Annotated in this window: 17 protein-coding genes, 1 tRNA gene and 1 riboswitch; of the genes, 11 read left to right on the plus strand and 7 right to left on the minus strand. The window is 47.0% G+C overall.

The annotated features are described in order from the left end of the window. Both VAE48_RS08175 and VAE48_RS08180 read right to left on the minus strand, forming a co-directional pair. A partial coding sequence (locus tag VAE48_RS08175) for an iron-containing alcohol dehydrogenase (RefSeq protein WP_322792832.1) occupies positions 1-890 on the minus strand: 890 nt, incomplete at its 3' end. Next, positions 884-1,189 carry a putative quinol monooxygenase gene (locus VAE48_RS08180; RefSeq protein WP_322792833.1) on the minus strand — a complete coding sequence of 102 codons (306 nt, stop codon included), beginning with the start codon at positions 1,187-1,189 and terminating at the stop codon, positions 884-886. The genes VAE48_RS08180 and VAE48_RS08175, both read right to left, overlap by 7 nt. Positions 1,190-1,325: 136 nt before the next feature. Between VAE48_RS08180 and VAE48_RS08185 the strand changes: the two genes are divergently transcribed. Continuing rightward, positions 1,326-2,036, plus strand: coding sequence for an RluA family pseudouridine synthase (locus VAE48_RS08185; protein ID WP_322792834.1), 711 nt, complete (start codon positions 1,326-1,328; stop codon positions 2,034-2,036). Between the two features lie 29 nt (positions 2,037-2,065). On the opposite strand, the gene VAE48_RS08190 is transcribed toward VAE48_RS08185, so the two are convergent. After that, complete coding sequence (locus VAE48_RS08190) at positions 2,066-4,369, minus strand: sodium-translocating pyrophosphatase (protein WP_322792835.1); 2,304 nt, start codon at positions 4,367-4,369, stop codon at positions 2,066-2,068. Positions 4,370-4,890: 521 nt separating this feature from the next. On the opposite strand from VAE48_RS08190, the gene VAE48_RS08195 reads away from it, so the two are divergent. From VAE48_RS08195 to VAE48_RS08225, 7 genes are all read left to right on the plus strand, one after another. Then, positions 4,891-6,111, plus strand: a complete 1,221-nt coding sequence (locus tag VAE48_RS08195; RefSeq protein WP_322792836.1) for a sigma-70 family RNA polymerase sigma factor — start codon at positions 4,891-4,893, stop codon at positions 6,109-6,111. Positions 6,112-6,240: 129 nt separating this feature from the next. Further along, positions 6,241-9,051 (plus strand): tetratricopeptide repeat protein, encoded by a 2,811-nt coding sequence (locus VAE48_RS08200; RefSeq protein ID WP_322792837.1) that lies wholly within the window; start codon positions 6,241-6,243, stop codon positions 9,049-9,051. Positions 9,052-9,077: 26 nt separating this feature from the next. Further along, a complete protein-coding gene (gene ndk / locus VAE48_RS08205) occupies positions 9,078-9,533 on the plus strand; it encodes a nucleoside-diphosphate kinase (RefSeq protein WP_322792838.1) in 456 nt (151 codons plus the stop codon). A gap of 34 nt (positions 9,534-9,567) precedes the next feature. Next, a riboswitch (Fluoride riboswitch) is annotated at positions 9,568-9,637 on the plus strand. A 37-nt stretch (positions 9,638-9,674) separates the two neighbouring features. Next, positions 9,675-10,133: a hypothetical protein gene (locus VAE48_RS08210; protein ID WP_322792839.1), complete on the plus strand. Its 459-nt coding sequence runs from the start codon at positions 9,675-9,677 to the stop codon at positions 10,131-10,133. Between the two features lie 15 nt (positions 10,134-10,148). Next, positions 10,149-10,568 carry a HEAT repeat domain-containing protein gene (locus VAE48_RS08215; protein ID WP_322792840.1) on the plus strand — a complete coding sequence of 140 codons (420 nt, stop codon included), beginning with the start codon at positions 10,149-10,151 and terminating at the stop codon, positions 10,566-10,568. A gap of 90 nt (positions 10,569-10,658) precedes the next feature. Continuing rightward, a tRNA-Asp gene (locus tag VAE48_RS08220) sits at positions 10,659-10,734 on the plus strand. Positions 10,735-10,831: 97 nt separating this feature from the next. Further along, entirely contained in the window at positions 10,832-12,049 is a 1,218-nt protein-coding gene (locus tag VAE48_RS08225; RefSeq protein WP_322792841.1) for an MFS transporter, read from the plus strand. A gap of 78 nt (positions 12,050-12,127) precedes the next feature. Here VAE48_RS08225 and VAE48_RS08230 read toward each other — a convergent pair whose 3' ends face one another. Then, positions 12,128-13,168 carry an NAD-dependent epimerase/dehydratase family protein gene (locus VAE48_RS08230; protein ID WP_322792842.1) on the minus strand — a complete coding sequence of 347 codons (1,041 nt, stop codon included), beginning with the start codon at positions 13,166-13,168 and terminating at the stop codon, positions 12,128-12,130. A gap of 300 nt (positions 13,169-13,468) precedes the next feature. Here VAE48_RS08230 and VAE48_RS08235 point away from each other — a divergent pair, with 300 nt between their 5' ends. Continuing rightward, entirely contained in the window at positions 13,469-14,212 is a 744-nt protein-coding gene (locus tag VAE48_RS08235) for a sulfite exporter TauE/SafE family protein (protein ID WP_322792843.1), read from the plus strand. Positions 14,213-14,411: 199 nt separating this feature from the next. Here VAE48_RS08235 and VAE48_RS08240 read toward each other — a convergent pair whose 3' ends face one another. The 3 genes from VAE48_RS08240 to VAE48_RS08250 form a co-directional block, all read right to left on the minus strand. Further along, the gene (locus VAE48_RS08240) at positions 14,412-14,666 is read right to left on the minus strand and encodes a hypothetical protein (RefSeq protein WP_322792844.1); all 255 of its coding nucleotides are present in this window, start codon (positions 14,664-14,666) and stop codon (positions 14,412-14,414) included. 214 nt (positions 14,667-14,880) lie between these two features. After that, entirely contained in the window at positions 14,881-15,534 is a 654-nt protein-coding gene (locus VAE48_RS08245; protein ID WP_322792845.1) for a CBS and ACT domain-containing protein, read from the minus strand. Between the two features lie 127 nt (positions 15,535-15,661). Continuing rightward, positions 15,662-16,474 (minus strand): ion transporter, encoded by an 813-nt coding sequence (locus VAE48_RS08250; protein ID WP_322792846.1) that lies wholly within the window; start codon positions 16,472-16,474, stop codon positions 15,662-15,664. Between the two features lie 274 nt (positions 16,475-16,748). Between VAE48_RS08250 and VAE48_RS08255 the strand changes: the two genes are divergently transcribed. Further along, positions 16,749-17,114 carry a thermonuclease family protein gene (locus tag VAE48_RS08255; protein ID WP_322792848.1) on the plus strand — a complete coding sequence of 122 codons (366 nt, stop codon included), beginning with the start codon at positions 16,749-16,751 and terminating at the stop codon, positions 17,112-17,114. A 12-nt stretch (positions 17,115-17,126) separates the two neighbouring features. Then, entirely contained in the window at positions 17,127-18,191 is a 1,065-nt protein-coding gene (locus VAE48_RS08260; protein WP_322792847.1) for an L-threonylcarbamoyladenylate synthase, read from the plus strand. Positions 18,192-18,262: the final 71 nt, after the last annotated feature.

Here is an 18,262-nt window from a genome sequence, read left to right on the forward strand (position 1 = left end):
TCAATATTGACGCGACACACCACCGGAAGCAAGCGGGCACAAATCGCCCCATGCGGCGCTTCAAACAATCCACCCAGCGGTGCAGCAAATCCATGCACAGCTCCCAATCCCGCATTGGCAAGCGCTAAACCACCCATTAAACTCCCAAAAGCCATCTCCTCCCTCGCCGGGAGATCATTCCCGTGATGATATGCTTTTCGCAACGAACGAGCAATTTTTCGAATCCCCGTCTCACAAAACAAGTCGGTAAAAGCATTTGCCCTGTTCGATACATACGGTTCAATCACCTGAGTGAGAGCATCCATACCGGTGGTGGCAGTGACTGCAGGGGATAGTCCCATCGTGAGGATCGGATCAACCAATGCCAGGGCAGGCAGCATCTTGGGGCTGCGCAGGCTGACTTTGATTCCATGCTGAGGAAGGGAAATCACTGCATTACGGGTAACTTCACTGCCGGTACCGGCGGTTGTTGGAACAGCGACAACCGGCAACGGATTCACCTGCAAAGCTTTCCCCCGGCCCACAACTTCAAGATAATCCAATGGATCACCCGGGTTAACAGCCAGTGCAGCAACCGCTTTGGCGCAATCCATCACACTCCCGCCGCCGGTGGCAATCACCAGATCAGGCTGATACTTTTTAACCCGGTTAACCAATTCAAGAATTTGATCCAGTTTCGGTTCGCCATGAATAACCGTTGTCTGATACTGGATGCCGGCACTGATTAATCCCTTTTCCAACCCTTCATGAAACGCTCGCCGATGGATGGTAATCCAAAACGCCCGCTTGCCCATCCCAGCCACTAATTGACCAAGTTGATTGGCCGAACCGCTTCCAAAAATAATGCGCTGAGCGGTTTGGAAATCAAAGGATAAATTCTCGGCTACCACGCTTCCTCCTCAGGAAATAAATTGATGTACCGAACCCCCTGGCGAGGTTCTGCCATCATTTCCGCCACCGATTCCCGCCACTTTAAGTAATGTGCCGTCTTGCGGTGTTTTTCTTGATCGGCCTCACCTCGATAGACTTCAATCAGCGTAAAGCGATTGGGGTCTTCTTTGTTCTGCAAGAAATCAAAACGAGCGATACCCTCTTCATGAATGCTGTTTCTGGCATTTTCCAAAGTGGCTTCAATGAAAACCTCTCGAAATTCCGGCTTTACATGAATATGAACAAGCACAATGTGCATGGCAACCCTCCATAAAAATGGTAAGATAATTCTAAGCAAATTATACTCATGCCTGCATGGAGTCTGTCCTTTTCCGGTTCTAAACTTCCATTGGAATAATATGCCTTTGAATAATGATGAGATTTTCCTTCTCCATATGGATAATCACCTGTTGGTAGTCAACAAACCAGCCGGATTGCGAACCATCCCTGATGGTTATCAAAAGGATTTACCGGATTTGCATCATGTTTTGATGGAGCGTTATGGAAGATTATGGGTAGTTCACCGCCTGGATCGTCAAACCAGCGGCGCAGTATTTTTTGCCCGAGACGCCAATACTCACCGTCTTTTAAGCCTGCAATTTCAAAATCGCCAAATTAAGAAGGTTTATCATTTACTGGCAATCGGGTCTCCAGCAACTGCCCCCTTCGAAATCAATTACCCTTTACGAGTAGATGGAGATCGTTCTCACAGAACAGTGATTGATTTCCGCCACGGTAAACCGGCCATTACTCATATCCATTGGATTCAATCATTGATGAATGGCATTTTACTCATTGAAGCGCAGCCCCTCACCGGCTATACCCACCAGATTCGCGCCCATCTCTCTGCCGTCGGTTGCTGGCTGCTGCACGATAACCTTTACTTTCCCTGGAATCGTCCCCCTGACTCTTCGGATGCGCATCCATCCTTACCCGAAGAATATCAGCGCAAGTCTCTCGTTCTGCCGATCCGTCGCCTTGCCTTGCATTGCTGGAGGATGGAATTTCTCCATCCAATTTCTCTGCGTCCTTTTGCAATTACCGCACCCTATCCCGATGATTTCAATGAAACCGTCAACTTCTTAAAAGAAGAGGACGGGGATTAATCCCCGTCCTCTTCTTCGCCTTATCAGACCTAAATGGGTTTATCTACATCGGGAACTGGCCGCTTACTCTGGAAAATCGCCCAAACAAAGCCGGCAAACAGGATCAGCACCACGACAATTCCAACAAAGGAATTCAGCTGAAAGTTTACGATGATCGGTGCAGCCAGCAGAGAAACCAGATTGACCACTTTAATCATTGGGTTGAGGGCCGGGCCGGCAGTGTCTTTCAGGGGGTCGCCAACTGTATCACCAACCACCCCGGCTTTATGACGTTCTGATCCTTTGCCGGTATTCATCTCCAAATTACGTGGTTCATCTTCAATGGCCTTTTTGGCGTTATCCCATGCACCGCCGGAATTGGCCATAAACACGGCCAGCAGTTGACCACTTAAAATAACCCCAGCCAGATAACCACCCAAGGCTTCAACCTGCAATACCAGCCCAACCAGCAGCGGCATGGTGATTGAGATAACCGCCAGCGGAATCAATTCCTTTTGAGCCGACCGAGTTGAAATGGACACCACCCTGGCATAATCCGGTTTGACAGTCCCTTCCATGATCCCCGGTACGCGGAATTGTTTACGCACCTCTTCTACAATCTCGCTGGCAGCCCGTGACACGGCACGGATGGAAAGAGAACTGAATAGCCATGGCAAAGCACCCCCCAACAGAAATCCAATGAATACGGTGGTATCAGAGATGCGGATGGCTTCCATCACACCGCTTTTTGCACGGTTCACATCGGTAATGTAAGAAGCAAACAGACTCACTGCCGCAATTACAGCCGAGGCAATTGCTATACCTTTGGTAATTGCTTTGGTAGTGTTGCCAACCGCATCCAGATCGGCCATAATCTGCCGGGCTTTAAGTGTTTCGGGATCATCCAAATCATGCCAGGCCATTTCAGCAATACCGTTGGCATTATCGGAGATCGGGCCGTAAGAATCCATTGCCACATTATTACCGGTATGGCTGAGCATCCCAATACCAATCATCGCAACAGCATAAAGCACAAAATTGGCTCCATCAGCCTGATAGATTAACTTAGCCAGTGTAAATGAAATGGCAATCACTACCAGCGCCCACACACTCGATTCCATTCCAACCGAAAGACCGGAGAGAATGGTTGTTGCTGGACCGGTACGGGTAGATTTAACGATTTCTTGCACTGGTGCTTTGCGGGTTGCGGTAAAGTAGGACGTAAGCGGATTGAATGCAACCGCCAACCCAACCCCAATCGTTGTTAACAAACCAAGACGCCAGTCTCCGGCATATAAAATCGCCAGCAAAAAGGAAAATATCACCGTATTGACGCTGGAAACTTCATAAGAGCGGAACATTGCCTCTTCAGCGTCGTGTGCCCGCAGGAATTTGATCGGGAATCGCTCCCAAATCGGAACGGTGAAAGTGCCGATAATTGAGCTGATCACGCCAATTGCCCGGATGACCAGTGGATACACAATATAGTGAATTTGTCCGGTTGCCTGATAGAGCACCAACCCCAAAATCAAAGCAGAGACAATTGTGACTTCATAACTCTCAAAAATGTCTGCCGCCATACCGGCGCAGTCACCCACGTTATCTCCAACCAGATCGGCCACGACAGCAGCATTGCGGGGATCATCTTCAGGAATATCTTTTTCGACTTTACCCACCAGGTCCGCTCCGACATCAGCCGCTTTGGTGTAAATACCACCGCCAACCCGCATGAAGAGAGCCAGCAGGGTACCGCCAAAACCAAAGCCGAGTAAAGCGTCTGGTGCTGCCCGCCCAAAGATGATAAAGATCAAAGTGCCCCCCATCAACCCTAAACCATCGGTTAACATGCCGGTGATTGTGCCTGCATAATAGGCAATGGACAATGACTCATTGAAGGACCGTCGTGCAGCAGAGGCAGCCCGTACACTGGCCTGAATCGCCATACGCATTCCCAGTTGCCCAACGATGAGAGAAAAGGAAGCCCCCATAATGAACGCAATCGTTCTTCCAAAAGCCACAATTAGTGTGACATTGGTGGCTCCCAGATGGCCAAACTCTTCTTGGGCTTCAAGGCTTGGTTCAACAACCGCCACACTCAGGAACAAGGCAATGGTTAATAAAGCAATTGCAGGCAGAATGGTCTTCAGCTGTCTTTGAAGGTAACCATCCGCGCCTTGTCGAATGGCCTCCCAAACTTCTTGCATCTTTTCAGTGCCTTTATCCTTTTGTAAAACGTTGTTACGCAGCAACCAGGCATATAACAGGCTAAGCAGCGCAACAACCAGAACGCTGAGCACGGCTATCTGCTCGAATGGTGTCTGCAGACCGTGCCTGGAAAGACCTAAAATATCCATATTGCCTCCAGGTTAGTAAGGGGATTTGGGGTGATTAACCCATGAATGCGTCTGAATTGCATCGAGACGCACTAAATCATTGTATAACAACCAAAATAAATGTCAATCAAAATTAATCATCCGTTTTCAGGACAAACATTAGGTTTTTTTGAAAAATTTTGTATTTTCCTCGGGCTTTTTTGGATTAATGTTTCATTAGAATTTCAAAAACCTATTGAATTTCTTTTCAGTTTGTTATATAGTGTTATGCGGCTGTTTATTGCCACATTCATGGAAACCACCAACTGCGGCGGGCGGGGTAAATTTAACCGCTCGTTTGTTTGTCAGGGTGACAAAGAGTAAAGAATCCAGCAGTTTGATCTGCTGCCCACAGCACCAGGCAATACAAGGTATTGATTTTCCTTAAAAAAGAGTGTATTCTGAATAAATAGAATACACGAGCAGGCAAAATGCTGGATAAAAAGGCAAAATTAGAACGAATACTGAGATACTTTTCTCAAAAAAGGAAGTTTGTGAAACGTATGGACAATCCGCTGATTAATGTTGTTGACGAAGAAGAAGACGAATATCCAGCCATTGCTCGCTTAATTGAGTTAGGCCGGCAAAAGTCCTACGTCACGATTGACGACATTCTTCACTTCTTCCCGGAAGCCGAGCAAGATGTCGAGCAACTGGAGGAGGCTTTTGCTGCCTTAATGAGCGCGGGCATTCCTTACATCGAAGATGAATCGCTAATCCCCGAACCTGCGGAAGATGAACTGGCATTGGATGAGGAGATCGAAGAACCGGAAGAAGCCGCGAGCGAAATCATCTTTGATGATCTTCAAAACATTGATACCGACGATACAATTGGTCTGTATCTGAAAGAGGTCAGCCGTGTCCCATTGCTGACCGCAGAAGAAGAAGTCGAACTGGCTCAGCGCATCGAACGAGGCCGACTGGCCCGTGAGGAACTGGCGCGGGGCAATGTCGGCAACCGCCGCCGCCACGAATTGCGCAAGTTAATCGAAGACGGCTGGGCAGCCCGCGAACATCTGATCACCGCCAATTCCCGCCTCGTCATCAGCGTCGCCAAAAAATACATGGGACGTGGTGTACCTTTTCTTGACCTGATTCAGGAAGGTAACATCGGCTTAATCCGCGCAACCAAAAAATTTGACTATCGCCGGGGTCACAAATTCAGCACTTATGCTACCTGGTGGATTCGTCAGGCGGTTACGCGTGCCATTGCCGATCAGGGACGCACCATTCGTGTGCCGGTTCACATGGGTGACCAAATCAACAAATTGTTGCGTATCCAACATCAACTCACTCAGCGTCTTGGCAGAGAACCCTCCGTGGACGAACTGGCCATCGCCCTGGATGTACCGCCAAAGAAAGTAGAAAACATGATTCAGGTGGCGCGCCGCCCCCTTTCTTTGGAAACCCCGACCGACGATGAGGAAGATTCTGTCCTGGGAGATTTCATTGAAGATGATGAAGCACCGCCGCCGGATGATACCGCCACCTACAACTTGTTACGCGAACATCTGGAGGAGGTGCTCAACACTCTCCCACCCCGCGAAGTGCGTATTCTGCAACTCCGCTATGGCTTACTGGATGGACAGGCTTACACCCTGGAAGAGGTTGGCAGAAAAATGGGTGTCACCCGTGAACGGGTCAGACAAATCGAAGCTCAGGCACTCAGCCGCTTGCGCCATCCCACCATTCGACGCAAGTTGCGCGATTATCTGGGCGAATAAAGAATTACCGGCAAGTACAACTGGAAACCGCTGCGGAAATGCCGAGCGGTTTCTTTTATTCCACCTCGTCTTTCAAATGACTTGCATAATCCTAAAACTTGGGGCATACTAACCATTGGGAGGTGGTTTATGGCTAAAATACCTTTACGAGCTTATAACCGTGAAATTGAGGCAATGATCGACCGCGGTGAATCAAACACTGCCATTGCTCATTGTCGTCACATTCTCAAATATTATCCTAAACACATAGACACCTACCGCCTTCTAGGAAAAGCCTATCTTGAGTCGCAGCGCTATGCCGAAGCAGCCGATGTGCTTCAACGAATTCTCTCTGCGGTGCCGGATGACTTCATTTCACAAATCGGGATGAGCATCATCCGCGAGGATGAAGGCAATCTGGATGCTGCGATCTGGCACATGGAAAAAGCCTTTGAAGCCCAACCCTCCAACACAGCCGTTCAGGACGAACTCCGCCGTTTGTACGGACGGCGAGATGGGGTTGAACCTCCCAAAATCCGATTGACCCGCGGCGCCTTGGTGCGCATGTATGCCCGCGGCGAATTGTACCAGCAGGCCATTGCCGAAATCCGTGCTGCGTTAGCGGAAGACCCGTTGCGGGTAGATCTGGAAGTCATTCTTGCGCGCATGTATTTTCTTTCCGGCCAAACCGTTGCAGCCATCGAGGTTTGCAGCCGTCTGATCTCCAAACTTCCCTATTGTTTTGAAGCCAATCGCATTCTGGCAGAAACACTTCTCCAAACCTCACGGGCGGAAGATGCAAAAATCTATCAGCAACGTGTATTTGCAATGGATCCTTATCTGGCGTACCTTCCTCCCAATGCGATCAGCAGCATTGAAGTACCCGACAATGCGGTTACTCTGGATCGATTAGAGATTGAAAACATCGAGGAAGAAACCACCTCGCCAGAGTGGGCTCTAACAGCCGGCGTAGAATTTAAAACCGAATCCGAAGAGCCATTACCGGATTGGTTTTCCGAAATCAAACCGGCTGAAGCAGCACAAGACTCGATTACCTCTTCCCCCCTTACCTCTGAAGCAACAACCCAGGTTGAAGAGCAATCGCCTGAATCATCTGCTCCGATCATTACTGATCAGCCTGAAGAAGAAACCATCCCCGAGTGGATGCGAGAAGCCGGCTGGACACCCGCCGATAAGGTAGATGAAACCGTTGAGGCTGGTTTTAATCTGCCCGAAGAAGGTCTGGAGATGGGAGAGATTCCAGAATGGCTGCAAGAGATTGCCCCAGAAGAATCCCTTTCGGAGGAGCAGCCAGCGGATGAAGAAGAAAATGATTGGCTGGAGAAAATTCTTCCCTCTGAAGAAACAAAATTGAGCGAAGGAACTCCTTTAACACCCTTCACCGACGAAATCCAACTTTCCGAAGAACAGTCTACTGCCAAGGAAATTGAACAAACCGAAATTGATGAATCGGCAATTTCTTTCTCAACCTCCACCACGGATAAAGAAGAAGTTGGAATTGCTGCAACCTTTGAAGATGAACCTGAGTGGCTCAAAGATTTAACCACCCTTGAAGAAGAACAACTTCCTGCTGAATCCGAACCTTTCCCGGCAGAAATTCCATCCTTCGGTGAAACCGAGTTGGAAACATCAGCCGAAGAAGAGTTAACTTCGCCAACTGCTCCTGAGCCTGGCACATCACAAACTTTGCCAGACCTTGAAGATTTGGATGCCACCATGGCGTGGCTGGAGAGTTTAGCAGCCCGGCAGGGAGCCGATGAATCTACACTGCTGACTTCACCCGAGGAACGGCAGGATACCCCGCCCGAATGGATTCAATCTCTGGTTGAAGAATCAACCACCGAAGATCGTTCGGAAATCGAAGAGATGTCCATGCCAGTCATCCAGCCCGAAACTCCGCCATCAGAGATGCCAAAGGAAGAAGAGGTAGAACAGTTTGGTCAAGATTCTGCATCTGAATTGATTCAAATTGAACAGGTTGAACCATTGGAAACAGCAGAATTTCAGCAATCCGAAACACCCCAGACCGAAGAGCCTTTACCCGACTGGCTAATGACATCTTTACAGGAAGACGAAACCGCCGCTGAAACATTTGAAGAGGCAGAGGAATTCGCTTTCCCTAAAGAAGTTGGCGAAGAAGCTGTTGCCAAACCTCCCTTCCCGACCAGCCCATCGGAGGAATTGGAGGATGAAGATTCAACTTTTGCATGGCTGGAAAGTCTGGCTGCCAGACAAGGTGCCGCTGAAGAAACCCTGTTGACAAAACCTGAAGACCGTCAGGAAGAGCTGCCGGAATGGGTGAAAGAAGAATTGCAATCCGAAGAAAATATTAACACGATTGCAGATAATGAGACGGTTGCGGAAGTGGAAATCACTCAGCCGGGTGTGGAATTTTTTGAGCAACAACCAGAAACCATTGAAGATACCCAACCCGTTTACCACAAAGCAGCTGCTCCTCCGGCAGTTGAAGAGGAAGTTGAAGCTTTAGGTACTTCACGGGAAGAAACGCCCTCTATCGAAGCAGAAACACCGACCTGGCTGAAAGGATTAGAGGAACAGGAACCTGAAACAGAACAGGAAGCGATGCCTTCAGATTGGGTACCGGAGTTTGAATTACCCACCGCTGAAGTACCCTCTCTCGAAATTGAGGAGCCCCAGCCACCGGCTGCAACCATTGAAGCCGGAAGCCATGCTGAACTTTTGACGATTGCCCAATCAGCGCTTCAATCTCACAATCTGGAAAAAGCGTTGCAGGCTTACAATCAATTGATAAAAGATGGGCAATATCTGGAAGAAACAATTCATGATTTGCGGGATGCACTTTACCGTTACCCCATTGACATCACTATCTGGCAAACTTTGGGCGATGCTTACTTACGCAGCAACCGCTTGCAGGAAGCGTTAGAAGCTTATACCAAAGCAGAAGAACTGCTGCGATAAGAATTTATCCCATTTTGGAGGACATTGTGGAACGCACTTTCGTACTTGCCAAACCCGATGCTGTACAGAGAGGTCTAATTGGAGAAATTATCAAGCGCCTTGAACAGCGTGGGTTAAAACTGGTCGCTGCCAAATTCTTACAGGTATCCACCGAACTGGCTGAACAGCATTATGCCGTACACAAAGGTAAATCTTTTTACGAAGGTCTGATACGGTACATTTGCTCCGCACCGGTTATGGCAATGGTATGGGAAGGCCCGCAGGCGGTAGCCGCAGTACGTCAAACCATGGGAGCCACCCGCCCAACAGAAGCAGCCCCCGGCACCATCCGCCATGATTTTGGTCTGGAAGTCGGGCGCAACCTGACCCATGCTTCAGACAGTGTCGAAAACGCCATTGCAGAGATCAACTTATGGTTCAAACCAGAAGAAATTGTGCAATGGAATCAAAGCAATGGAGACTGGATCTTCGGCAATAACTGAGAGGGAAAAACGGCTTCGAGTAATGGTATAATTCAAATAATCAAGCGATGAGGCTCGCTGGGTTCTGACCAAACCGCCGGAAGGCTGATAGCCTCTGATGATAAACCGCTTATCATCAGAGGTTTTTATTTTGAGGATAAAATGAATACGATTGAAGAAACGCTTGACAATTTGAATTTGAATGAATCGCAAAAAAGGTACCTGACCTCCTCTTTTGTTACCATTGAGAAACTGCTTCGCCATATATTAAATTTATTGCAAAACGAACCACAACCTGGTATCTTTTATCAACCTGTCAACGACGTTCCAGAAGAGACTACTGTTTATATTCAAAAACAGGTGTTGGAACTTTTGAATCGCCTTCATATGTTAAAGGTGCAGTTTAACCTTCAGGCAGTGGAGGAAAAAAACAGTCGAATTTTGGCTTCAGAACTGAGTTTATGTTGGGCCAGTCTGCTGGATACTCGCCCTAAAATATTATCCGGTTATGGCCCATTGACCGAAAATACAGCAAGCAAATTAGAAATGGAGATTAATGCGCTTACCCTATTAACTACCGCGCTCATCCATTCTATCAACAAGCCGAACTCATCCGCCTGAAAATCAACTATAAAAATGCTAACCTTCTACTGTCCCAACTGCTGGCAAATCATTAATGAGAATGAAAAAACCTGCCCTCATTGCGGTTATGAGCTGGAGTCATTTTCTCGCCAGGATTATAAAGATAAGTTGCTTGCTGCCCTACACCATACCATCCCAGAACGACGGATGATAGCGGCGCAAATTTTGGGTAATCTTAAAATTCAACAGGCTGTGCCGGAATTCAAAAAGATTCTTGAAGAGGAAAGAGAAAATTATTATTTACTGCGGGCAATCTTAATTGCACTGGCAAAAATTGATCATCCCGAACGAATAGAAATTATAAAAAAAGCGGCCCATCATCCATCTGGACTGGTGAGCTCTTTTGCAAAAATGATGCTTGAAAAAATAAATCACAATGAAGGTATTGATGATTGGGATCATTTTACCGGCTAACAACCCGATCGGATTACCTGAAACCGGCCTGCAAAAATTGTCATTTTGCTTGACGCTTTGGGAACTCTATGATAATATTGGCGCGTTCGTGGGGGCGTGGTGTAGTGGTTAACATGCGGCCCTGTCAAGGCCGAGACCGCGGGTTCGAATCCCGTCGCTCCCGCCACGAATACTTTGAAAAGGCCGCCCAGCGGCTTTTTTTTATTACTCCTTCCTGATTCTTATGATCAGGAAGTTAAATTTCCGAAAGGAGAAATGACTTTATGGCCAGCAATTTATCATTGAAATATCAACCAGCACGCACTCGTGCCATGCAATTTATTCTCTTGTTCGGTTTAGTGAGTGCTTTGGGGGATATTACATACGAAACCGGCCGCGGAGTCAGCGGGGCGTATCTGGCTTTTTTAGGTGCCAGCGCAACGGCAATTGGTTTGGTTTCCGGTTTGGGAGAATTTTTAGGATACGCATTGCGGTTGGTTTCCGGCTATCTTGCCTCCCGTACACGGGCATATTGGGTTGCCACCTTTTTAGGCTATGGATTGTTGCTCAGCATTCCTTTACTGGCCTACACCAATCGTTGGGAAATTGCTGCGGTTTTTCTGATATTAGAACGGATTGGTAAAGCTGTCCGATCGCCGGCAAAGGACACTATGCTTTCTCATGCCAGTTATCAAGTGGGACGCGGGTGGGGTTTTGGAATTCATGAGGCACTCGATCAGGTTGGCGCTTTCATCGGTCCTTTGATTTTTGCGGTGGTATTCGCCCAACGCCAGAGCTATCGGGATGGATTCAGCATTCTGTGGATTCCCGCCTTACTCACATTACTGGCATTGTTGCTGGCCAGGTTACGTGTTCCCAATCCAGAAGAATTGGAAAAAAGTTCTTCCTCTGAGGTTACTACCAATTCGAATAAATCCGCCCCTTTGCCTCGCGTTTTCTGGTTTTATTCCGCATTCACCTTCCTGAGTGTGGCAGGTTTTGCAAATTTTCAAATTATCTCTTACCACTGGGTAACCCAAAAAATTGTTCCTGCCGCTCAAATTGCGGTATTTTATGCTGTTGCCATGGGTGTTGATGCCCTGGCAGCGTTGATCATTGGTAAAACCTACGATAAGATTGGGTTGACTTCGCTGATGATTGTGCCGTTGATCTCGCTGCCGCTGCCATTTCTCGCTTTTTCTAACCAGTATAGCATTGCTATCATCGCCGCTGTTTTATGGGGCATCATCATGGCTGTTCATGAAACAATCATGCGCGCTGCCATCGCCGATATTGTGCCGGGCGAAAAACGAGCCTTCGCCTATGGCATCTTCAATACCCTTTATGGTGCTGCCTGGTTTGTCAGCGGAGCTTTATTGGGACTTTTATATGACCAAAGCAGAACTGGTCTCTTTATTGCGGTTGTGATCCTTGAAATCCTTGCTCTGCTTACCTTCCCTTTCATTACAAAACAACGAAATCAGCCGATTCAATCGGCATAGTATGTAAAAACATTAAAACAGGAACGCTCTCGATTTTCCATATTCGAGAGCGTTCTTGGGTTTTAAGATAGGCTTATTTTAGAAGAAAACTTTTGCAACTTTGAGCGCTTTTTGCTTCCAGGGCACCCGGTGAGTAACCCCTGCTTCTCCCTCTTTGAAAGTGTCTTTATTTGCTAAATACCAGCGGTAATTCCGCAACAAAGCTTCCTTATTGGAATATTTTGGATTGAAACCCAATATTTTTTGAGCCTTATCAATCGAAACAAAAGAATCTTTTGAGGCGGTCTCATATATCCAGGGATACAAAGGGGATAGCTTCAAAACTTCCAATACCTTCAATGCCAGCACCACTGGCCCAGCCGGGAAGGGAATGATCCGTTTGCCATATCCGGCTTCATCCAGAACCGCCTGATAATCTTCTTTCATGGTTGTAAATTCGGCTGCACCGATGTTAAAAGTGTCGTTTACCCGTTCTTCTTCCAGAGTCATACAAGCATAAATTGCGTCACACAGGTCTTCAACGTCCAGCAACTGGTAACGGTTATTCCCCGAACCAATCATGGGAAAATTTTTACCCTCACTTGCCCATTCATAGAATATGGCAAACACTCCCAGGCGTTCCGGGCCGATGAAGGACTTGGGACGTAAAATCGGTACACACATCCCTTTTTGACGAAATTCCAGACAGATTTCCTCAGCCTGAATTTTTGCCTTGCCATAAGGTCCTACCCCCACTAAAGGATCGGTTTCATATAAAGGATGATGATCCGGCACCCCATAAACCGCGGTGCTGGATATGTGAATAAAGCGTTTTACCCCAAATTTCTGCGCTTGTTGCAATACAATCCGGGTACCTTCCACATCTGTTGAATAGATTTCTTCTGGGGTGTAAAGCGGTAAGGCTGCTGCGGTATGGATGACAACATCCGCACCTTCCATGCTTTTACGCACATCCTCCGGACGGCGAATATCCCCTTGCAGGAATTTGATCTGATCTCTTTCGGGATAGGTAAAATCCACTAAATCAATTCCGGAAATATCCGTGTATCCCCTGTTCAAAAGATAACGCACCAGATTAATACTCAAAAACCCGCTGATTCCGGTGATGTAGATTTTCATCCATTGCTCCTTATTCGCATCCAAATATTATAGCCTGCATTTTACCAGAAATTCCCAACTCGCTCTTCCGCCGATAATGCAGAAATTTCACCATTTGAGTTACAAATGTAATTTTTTGAGTTGACGAATCTCACTTGAAGAAATCAGATTGTGGGATAAAATAACATTCAAATTATCGAATATATTTTAATACTTTCAATAAGAGCTCGATTTTTCTGAATTGCGTTCCGATCTCACCACATCCTCGGTCAGCAATAAATCGGCTCAACTTTTTTTCAAGACTTCGTCTCGGAGGTTTGAATGGACACAGCATTCTGGATTGTAGGCGGACTGGCAGTTCTTTCTTTGATCAGTGGAATGCTTGGATTGGGTGTTGCATTTGCAGCCCTACCGTATTTTTCCTTTTTTATGAGCGACATTGTCCATCAGGTTCAACCATTAACACTCCTGTTAAATGGGTTGACCGCGCTCTTCTCTGCCTTTGGTTTTGCTCGCAGTGGTCTGATTGACTGGCGCAAAGCCATCATTTTAGGCGCAGTTACCACCGTATCTGCGCCATTGGGTTCTCTCCTTGCCCAGTATATTCAGCAAACCGCAATATTGATATTGTATTTTGCAGCCGTTATTTTCCTGGCTTTCAACCTGTTCCGGCCCATTCAAAAACGCACAGAAGGTGACCAGAACTTCAAACTGGCAGTGATACTTGCCATCCCGATTTCTGTACTTGCTGGCTTTCTTGGTGTAGGGCCTGGGTTTCTGCTTCTTCCAACTTTGATCCTTGTCGGATTTGAACCGAAGAAAGCCGCCGGAATCAATGCTTTTGCTGTCACACCGCCTTCTTTTTCAGCACTCATTCCTCATCTTAAAACCGCCATCTGGGACCCAACCCTCACGGTTGTTCTCCTGGTTGTTGGTGCAGGAATGTCGTTTGTTGGTGCGCGAATCACCAGCACATTTGTGCCGAATGCCCGCCTCAAACGGATGTTCGGGAGTCTGATTGTCGTGATGACTGCGTATAAATTATTTACTCTCTTTGTCCATTAAGTGAAGCAGTACGAATCCGGTTTAGGGAAAATCATCCGGCAAGGAAACGCTAAACCCATTTTCGCTTCCGCACGAATTTCAATATTAAAAGAGGCTGTTTTCTTGCAGAGAATCAGCCTCTTCAGGTATTCTATCCAATGAACTTACTTTCCTCTCAAGACACAGGAGGAAATACCTGGCAATCATCCAAAAGCATCTTTCACTGGTTGGCTGTGTGTTGATTGGTGCGATAGGTAATCAATGCCGAGATCAACACAATAAACAAGTAAATACTGAGCAGGAGAGTGGCAATCGCTGCCCCATTCACATGGCTTTTCATCAAAATCCAGGAAATTAAAGCCCCGGCAGCCGGCACCGCAACGCACGTTACGGTCAGAACCTTCTTCTGCACTCGTCTCAGCAACCAGCATGCGACACAACCCAATGCCCACAAAGCCACAATCACATAGAACATGGCGCTCTCCCTTCGGTACTGATCTCAAAGACTAACCTGATTTGAGAATTATTGTCAAGTTTATTTGATGAAAAGTACCATATATATTATACAAAAATTACGAATGCCTGAATAGTACCCAATTTCTCAAAGTGGGTATCGGGTTTTGCCTGAAATGAGATAAAAAAACAGGGTGCTTCAGAAAAACTTGAAGCACCCCGCTCTACCCGAAGATCTAAACTACACTGGTTTCGCGTATATCAATGACCCGTTCAACAATTGGAGTTACCGCTTTTTTCAGGTCCTCCAGAGTTACCCCCTTCACCTTGATGGTCACAGTCTGTGTTTCAGCCCGTTCACCAAGCATTGTGCCCAAACCAACGATATTTCCACCCAATTTATAAATCACTCCAGATAGTTCGTGAAGTTTTCCGGGTTGATCCAACAGTTCCACCGTCAAACGAACACCCGCCTTTCGCGCCCCCAGCATCTCCAGCAAAATATTAAACAAATCCGTTTCGGTAATAATCCCTACCAGACTCTCGCCGCGCACAACCGGAAGACCGCCAATCTTATGATCCGCCATGATCCGCGCTGCCTCTTCGATGGGACAATCCTCCTGCGTTGTGATCACATTCTTTGTCATCACTCGCTCAACAGTAATCTTGCTGAGAAGGTAATTGATTTCCCAAACACTCAAAGTGGTAGCTTCCGAAGGGGAAGCGTTCATAAGGTCACTATTGGTAACAATCCCAATCAATTTTCCACGCCTATCTACCACCGGATAGCGCCGCACTTTATCTTTGCGCATGCGCGCCAGTGCATCCTGAACCGGCACATCCGGTTCAATAGTCAATACAGGGGTTGACATTCGCTCGCCGACTAACATTGGGCATCATCTCCTTCGTGATTAGAATTCTATAATCCTATTCTATCAAATGCTGAGACAAGATGAGAGTTTTACAGGTAAATCATTTCTTCGGGATGATCTTCTACGCTACAGCCCCCGTAATACATCACAGTTCTGCACCGCAGTATTTACAAAAGCGGGCATCTCGGTCGTGCCCATAATGGTCACAGTTCGGGCAAACCCGGTTCAATCTCAAGCGGCGAGATTTTTCCTTCCCTAATTCAATCGTCACAATTCCCGAAGGCACCGCTATCAAACCATAACCGAGGATCATCAAAAACGCTGCCAGTGTTTGTCCCGGCGGTGTTAAGGGGGTAATATCTCCATAACCTACGGTAGTCACCGTTACAATGGCCCAGTAAACACTTCGGGGGATGCTGGTATACCCTGCCTCAGGCCCTTCAATCAGATATATCAACGATCCAACAATCAGCACAATCGTCAATACCGTTGTGAGGAATACCAAAATCCTCCGCCAGCTGGATTGAAATGCGTTTCGCAGCACCTCTAATTCTTCTACGTATTCCATCAATTTCAAAATTCTAAAGATACGAATCACTCGTAAAATCCGAATTACGATCAGAAAACGACTTTCCGGGAACATCAGGCTGGCATAAGTAGGTAAGATAGCCATTAAATCAATCAAACCGTAAAAACTACGTGCGTAATAGGCAGGGTTTGGCGAACTGTAAAGCCGCAATAAGTACTCAATCGTGAATAAAATGGTAAACATCCATTCCAGTACAAACAGGTAACGGCCATAGCGCAAAGAGATATCCACCATACTATCAGCCATAACAGCTGCCACGCTGGCCAGAATCAGGACGATTAGAAGAACATCAAACGCCCGCCCTTCCCAGGTATCATGCTCAAAAATAATCTGGTACAGTTTTTTCTGAATGGTATTTCTGGTGGTCATTTTCTCTGCCCTGATTCAAAAGTTCATAATATTGGCTTATAATACCACTTCGTTCATTTCAGGATAAGTCCGTTTCAAAAAGCCAATGGTTCTTGCTCCTCGCAGAAAAATTTTAACCTTTTTTTCTATTATCCTCTTCGTTGGGATCCTTTTTCAGTTAACTTCCGCCTGCAATCAAGCGGTATCCCTTGAAAATTCCCAACAAATTGATTTGTCCTCCCAATTTAATTGCCTGCCTTCACCGCAAGATTCCCAAACAGCCAGGGTTTTGTCTGTGATTGATGGTGATACGATTAAAATTCAACAGGATGATAAAAAAATCAGCGTTCGATATATTGGTATCAATGCCCCCGAATTAGATTCGGAGGAAAGCGAAATCGCCGAGGAAGCCTTGAAATTGAATCAGCAAATGGTTGAAAACCAAACCGTAACACTATACCGCGACACTTCAGAAACCGACCGTTTTGGAAGATTGCTGCGCTATGTGTTCGTTGGAGATATCTTCATCAACTACGAAATGGTGCGTTTGGGTTATGCCCGTCAAAGAGATTATCCCCCGGATAGTGCCTGTAAGCAGCTTTTTATCCAAGCGCAAGAAGAAGCAATCTCCCTGCGCCGCGGAATCTGGAAATCTAAGTAGGTTTCGTCCGATATGACCGAAATTCTCAAAATCGACCCTCAAAAACCAGAATTGTCCCTGATTCAAGAAGCTGCCGAAGTGATCAGGAGCGGGGGACTGGTGGCATTCCCAACCGAAACGGTTTACGGACTGGGCGGAAACGCCCTGGATGCTCAAGCCGTTCAGCGGATTTTCCTGGCCAAGGGACGACCCGCCAACGATCCATTGATTGTTCACATCCTGAATAAATCCTGGCTTGACAGGGTAACTACCACACTCCCTCCAAACACTGAACTGCTCGTCCATCATTTTTGGCCTGGTCCCCTGACCTTAATTTTTCCGCGAAACCCCGCCATTCCTCCCAATGTTACCGCTGGGGGTAATAGTGTTGCTGTGAGAGCGCCTTCTCACCCAATTGCACAGGCATTACTGGCAGTCGCCGAATTACCAATCGCAGCACCTTCCGCAAATCGCTTTGGACATACCAGCCCAACTCAAGCTTCTCATGTTTTTGCCGATCTGGCTGGCAGAATTGATCTGATTCTGGATGGCGGTGAATGCCCCATCGGTTTAGAATCCACGGTGCTGGACTTGACAAAAGACCCTCCCGTAATCCTCAGGCCGGGAGGTATCTCTCGCGAAGAAATCGAACAGTTAATTGGTAAAGTCAATCTGGCAGCCAAAAATAAAAGCGGCGAACCAGAAGGTTACCTGATCTCTCCAGGTATGCTGGATCGTCACTATTCACCGCATTCAACCCTGATTCTCATCGAAAATGTCAGCGGCAATCGAGAAAACGCCATAAAAAAAATCATCGAGTATCTTGGTCAGGTTCAAAAAGAGGATCAAAAGAGAATTGGTATCCTTACTGTTGATGAAGAAGCCTTTTTTTTCAACGCTTACCCCCAAATAGAAATAATCTCACTGGGTTCACGGGAGAATCTAGACCAAATTGGAAGAAATTTATTTGCTGGAATGCGCACCCTTGAACAAGCGGGAGTAGACATCATCCTGACCACCGATTTTGGAGAAAAAGGTCTGGGACTTGCCATTCGTGACCGCCTGCGGCGGGCTGCCAGCCAAATCATTCCTGCCTGATTACCCTCTCCTTAAAACAAAACAAGTCCGGTTGTCCAGGCCGGCCTTGTTTTGCTGAAGGAGGAAAAATT

Origin of the sequence: Bellilinea sp., assembly GCF_034432615.1 — a bacterium.
Classification (GTDB): Bacteria; Chloroflexota; Anaerolineae; order Anaerolineales; family Anaerolineaceae; genus Bellilinea.

What these genes read in the sequence shown, in the direction of transcription:
- VAE48_RS08180 (WP_322792833.1), bottom strand. Translation starts at nt 1,189, where the DNA reads ATGCACATTGTGCTTGTTCATATTCATGTAAAGCCGGAATTTCGAGAG.
- VAE48_RS08185 (WP_322792834.1), top strand. Translation starts at nt 1,326, where the DNA reads ATGGATAATCACCTGTTGGTAGTCAACAAACCAGCCGGATTGCGAACC.
- VAE48_RS08190 (WP_322792835.1), bottom strand. Translation starts at nt 4,369, where the DNA reads ATGGATATTTTAGGTCTTTCCAGGCACGGTCTGCAGACACCATTCGAG.
- VAE48_RS08195 (WP_322792836.1), top strand. Translation starts at nt 4,891, where the DNA reads ATGGACAATCCGCTGATTAATGTTGTTGACGAAGAAGAAGACGAATAT.
- VAE48_RS08200 (WP_322792837.1), top strand. Translation starts at nt 6,241, where the DNA reads ATGGCTAAAATACCTTTACGAGCTTATAACCGTGAAATTGAGGCAATG.
- VAE48_RS08210 (WP_322792839.1), top strand. Translation starts at nt 9,675, where the DNA reads ATGAATACGATTGAAGAAACGCTTGACAATTTGAATTTGAATGAATCG.
- VAE48_RS08215 (WP_322792840.1), top strand. Translation starts at nt 10,149, where the DNA reads ATGCTAACCTTCTACTGTCCCAACTGCTGGCAAATCATTAATGAGAAT.
- VAE48_RS08225 (WP_322792841.1), top strand. Translation starts at nt 10,832, where the DNA reads ATGGCCAGCAATTTATCATTGAAATATCAACCAGCACGCACTCGTGCC.
- VAE48_RS08230 (WP_322792842.1), bottom strand. Translation starts at nt 13,168, where the DNA reads ATGAAAATCTACATCACCGGAATCAGCGGGTTTTTGAGTATTAATCTG.
- VAE48_RS08235 (WP_322792843.1), top strand. Translation starts at nt 13,469, where the DNA reads ATGGACACAGCATTCTGGATTGTAGGCGGACTGGCAGTTCTTTCTTTG.
- VAE48_RS08240 (WP_322792844.1), bottom strand. Translation starts at nt 14,666, where the DNA reads ATGTTCTATGTGATTGTGGCTTTGTGGGCATTGGGTTGTGTCGCATGC.
- VAE48_RS08245 (WP_322792845.1), bottom strand. Translation starts at nt 15,534, where the DNA reads ATGTTAGTCGGCGAGCGAATGTCAACCCCTGTATTGACTATTGAACCG.
- VAE48_RS08250 (WP_322792846.1), bottom strand. Translation starts at nt 16,474, where the DNA reads ATGACCACCAGAAATACCATTCAGAAAAAACTGTACCAGATTATTTTT.
- VAE48_RS08260 (WP_322792847.1), top strand. Translation starts at nt 17,127, where the DNA reads ATGACCGAAATTCTCAAAATCGACCCTCAAAAACCAGAATTGTCCCTG.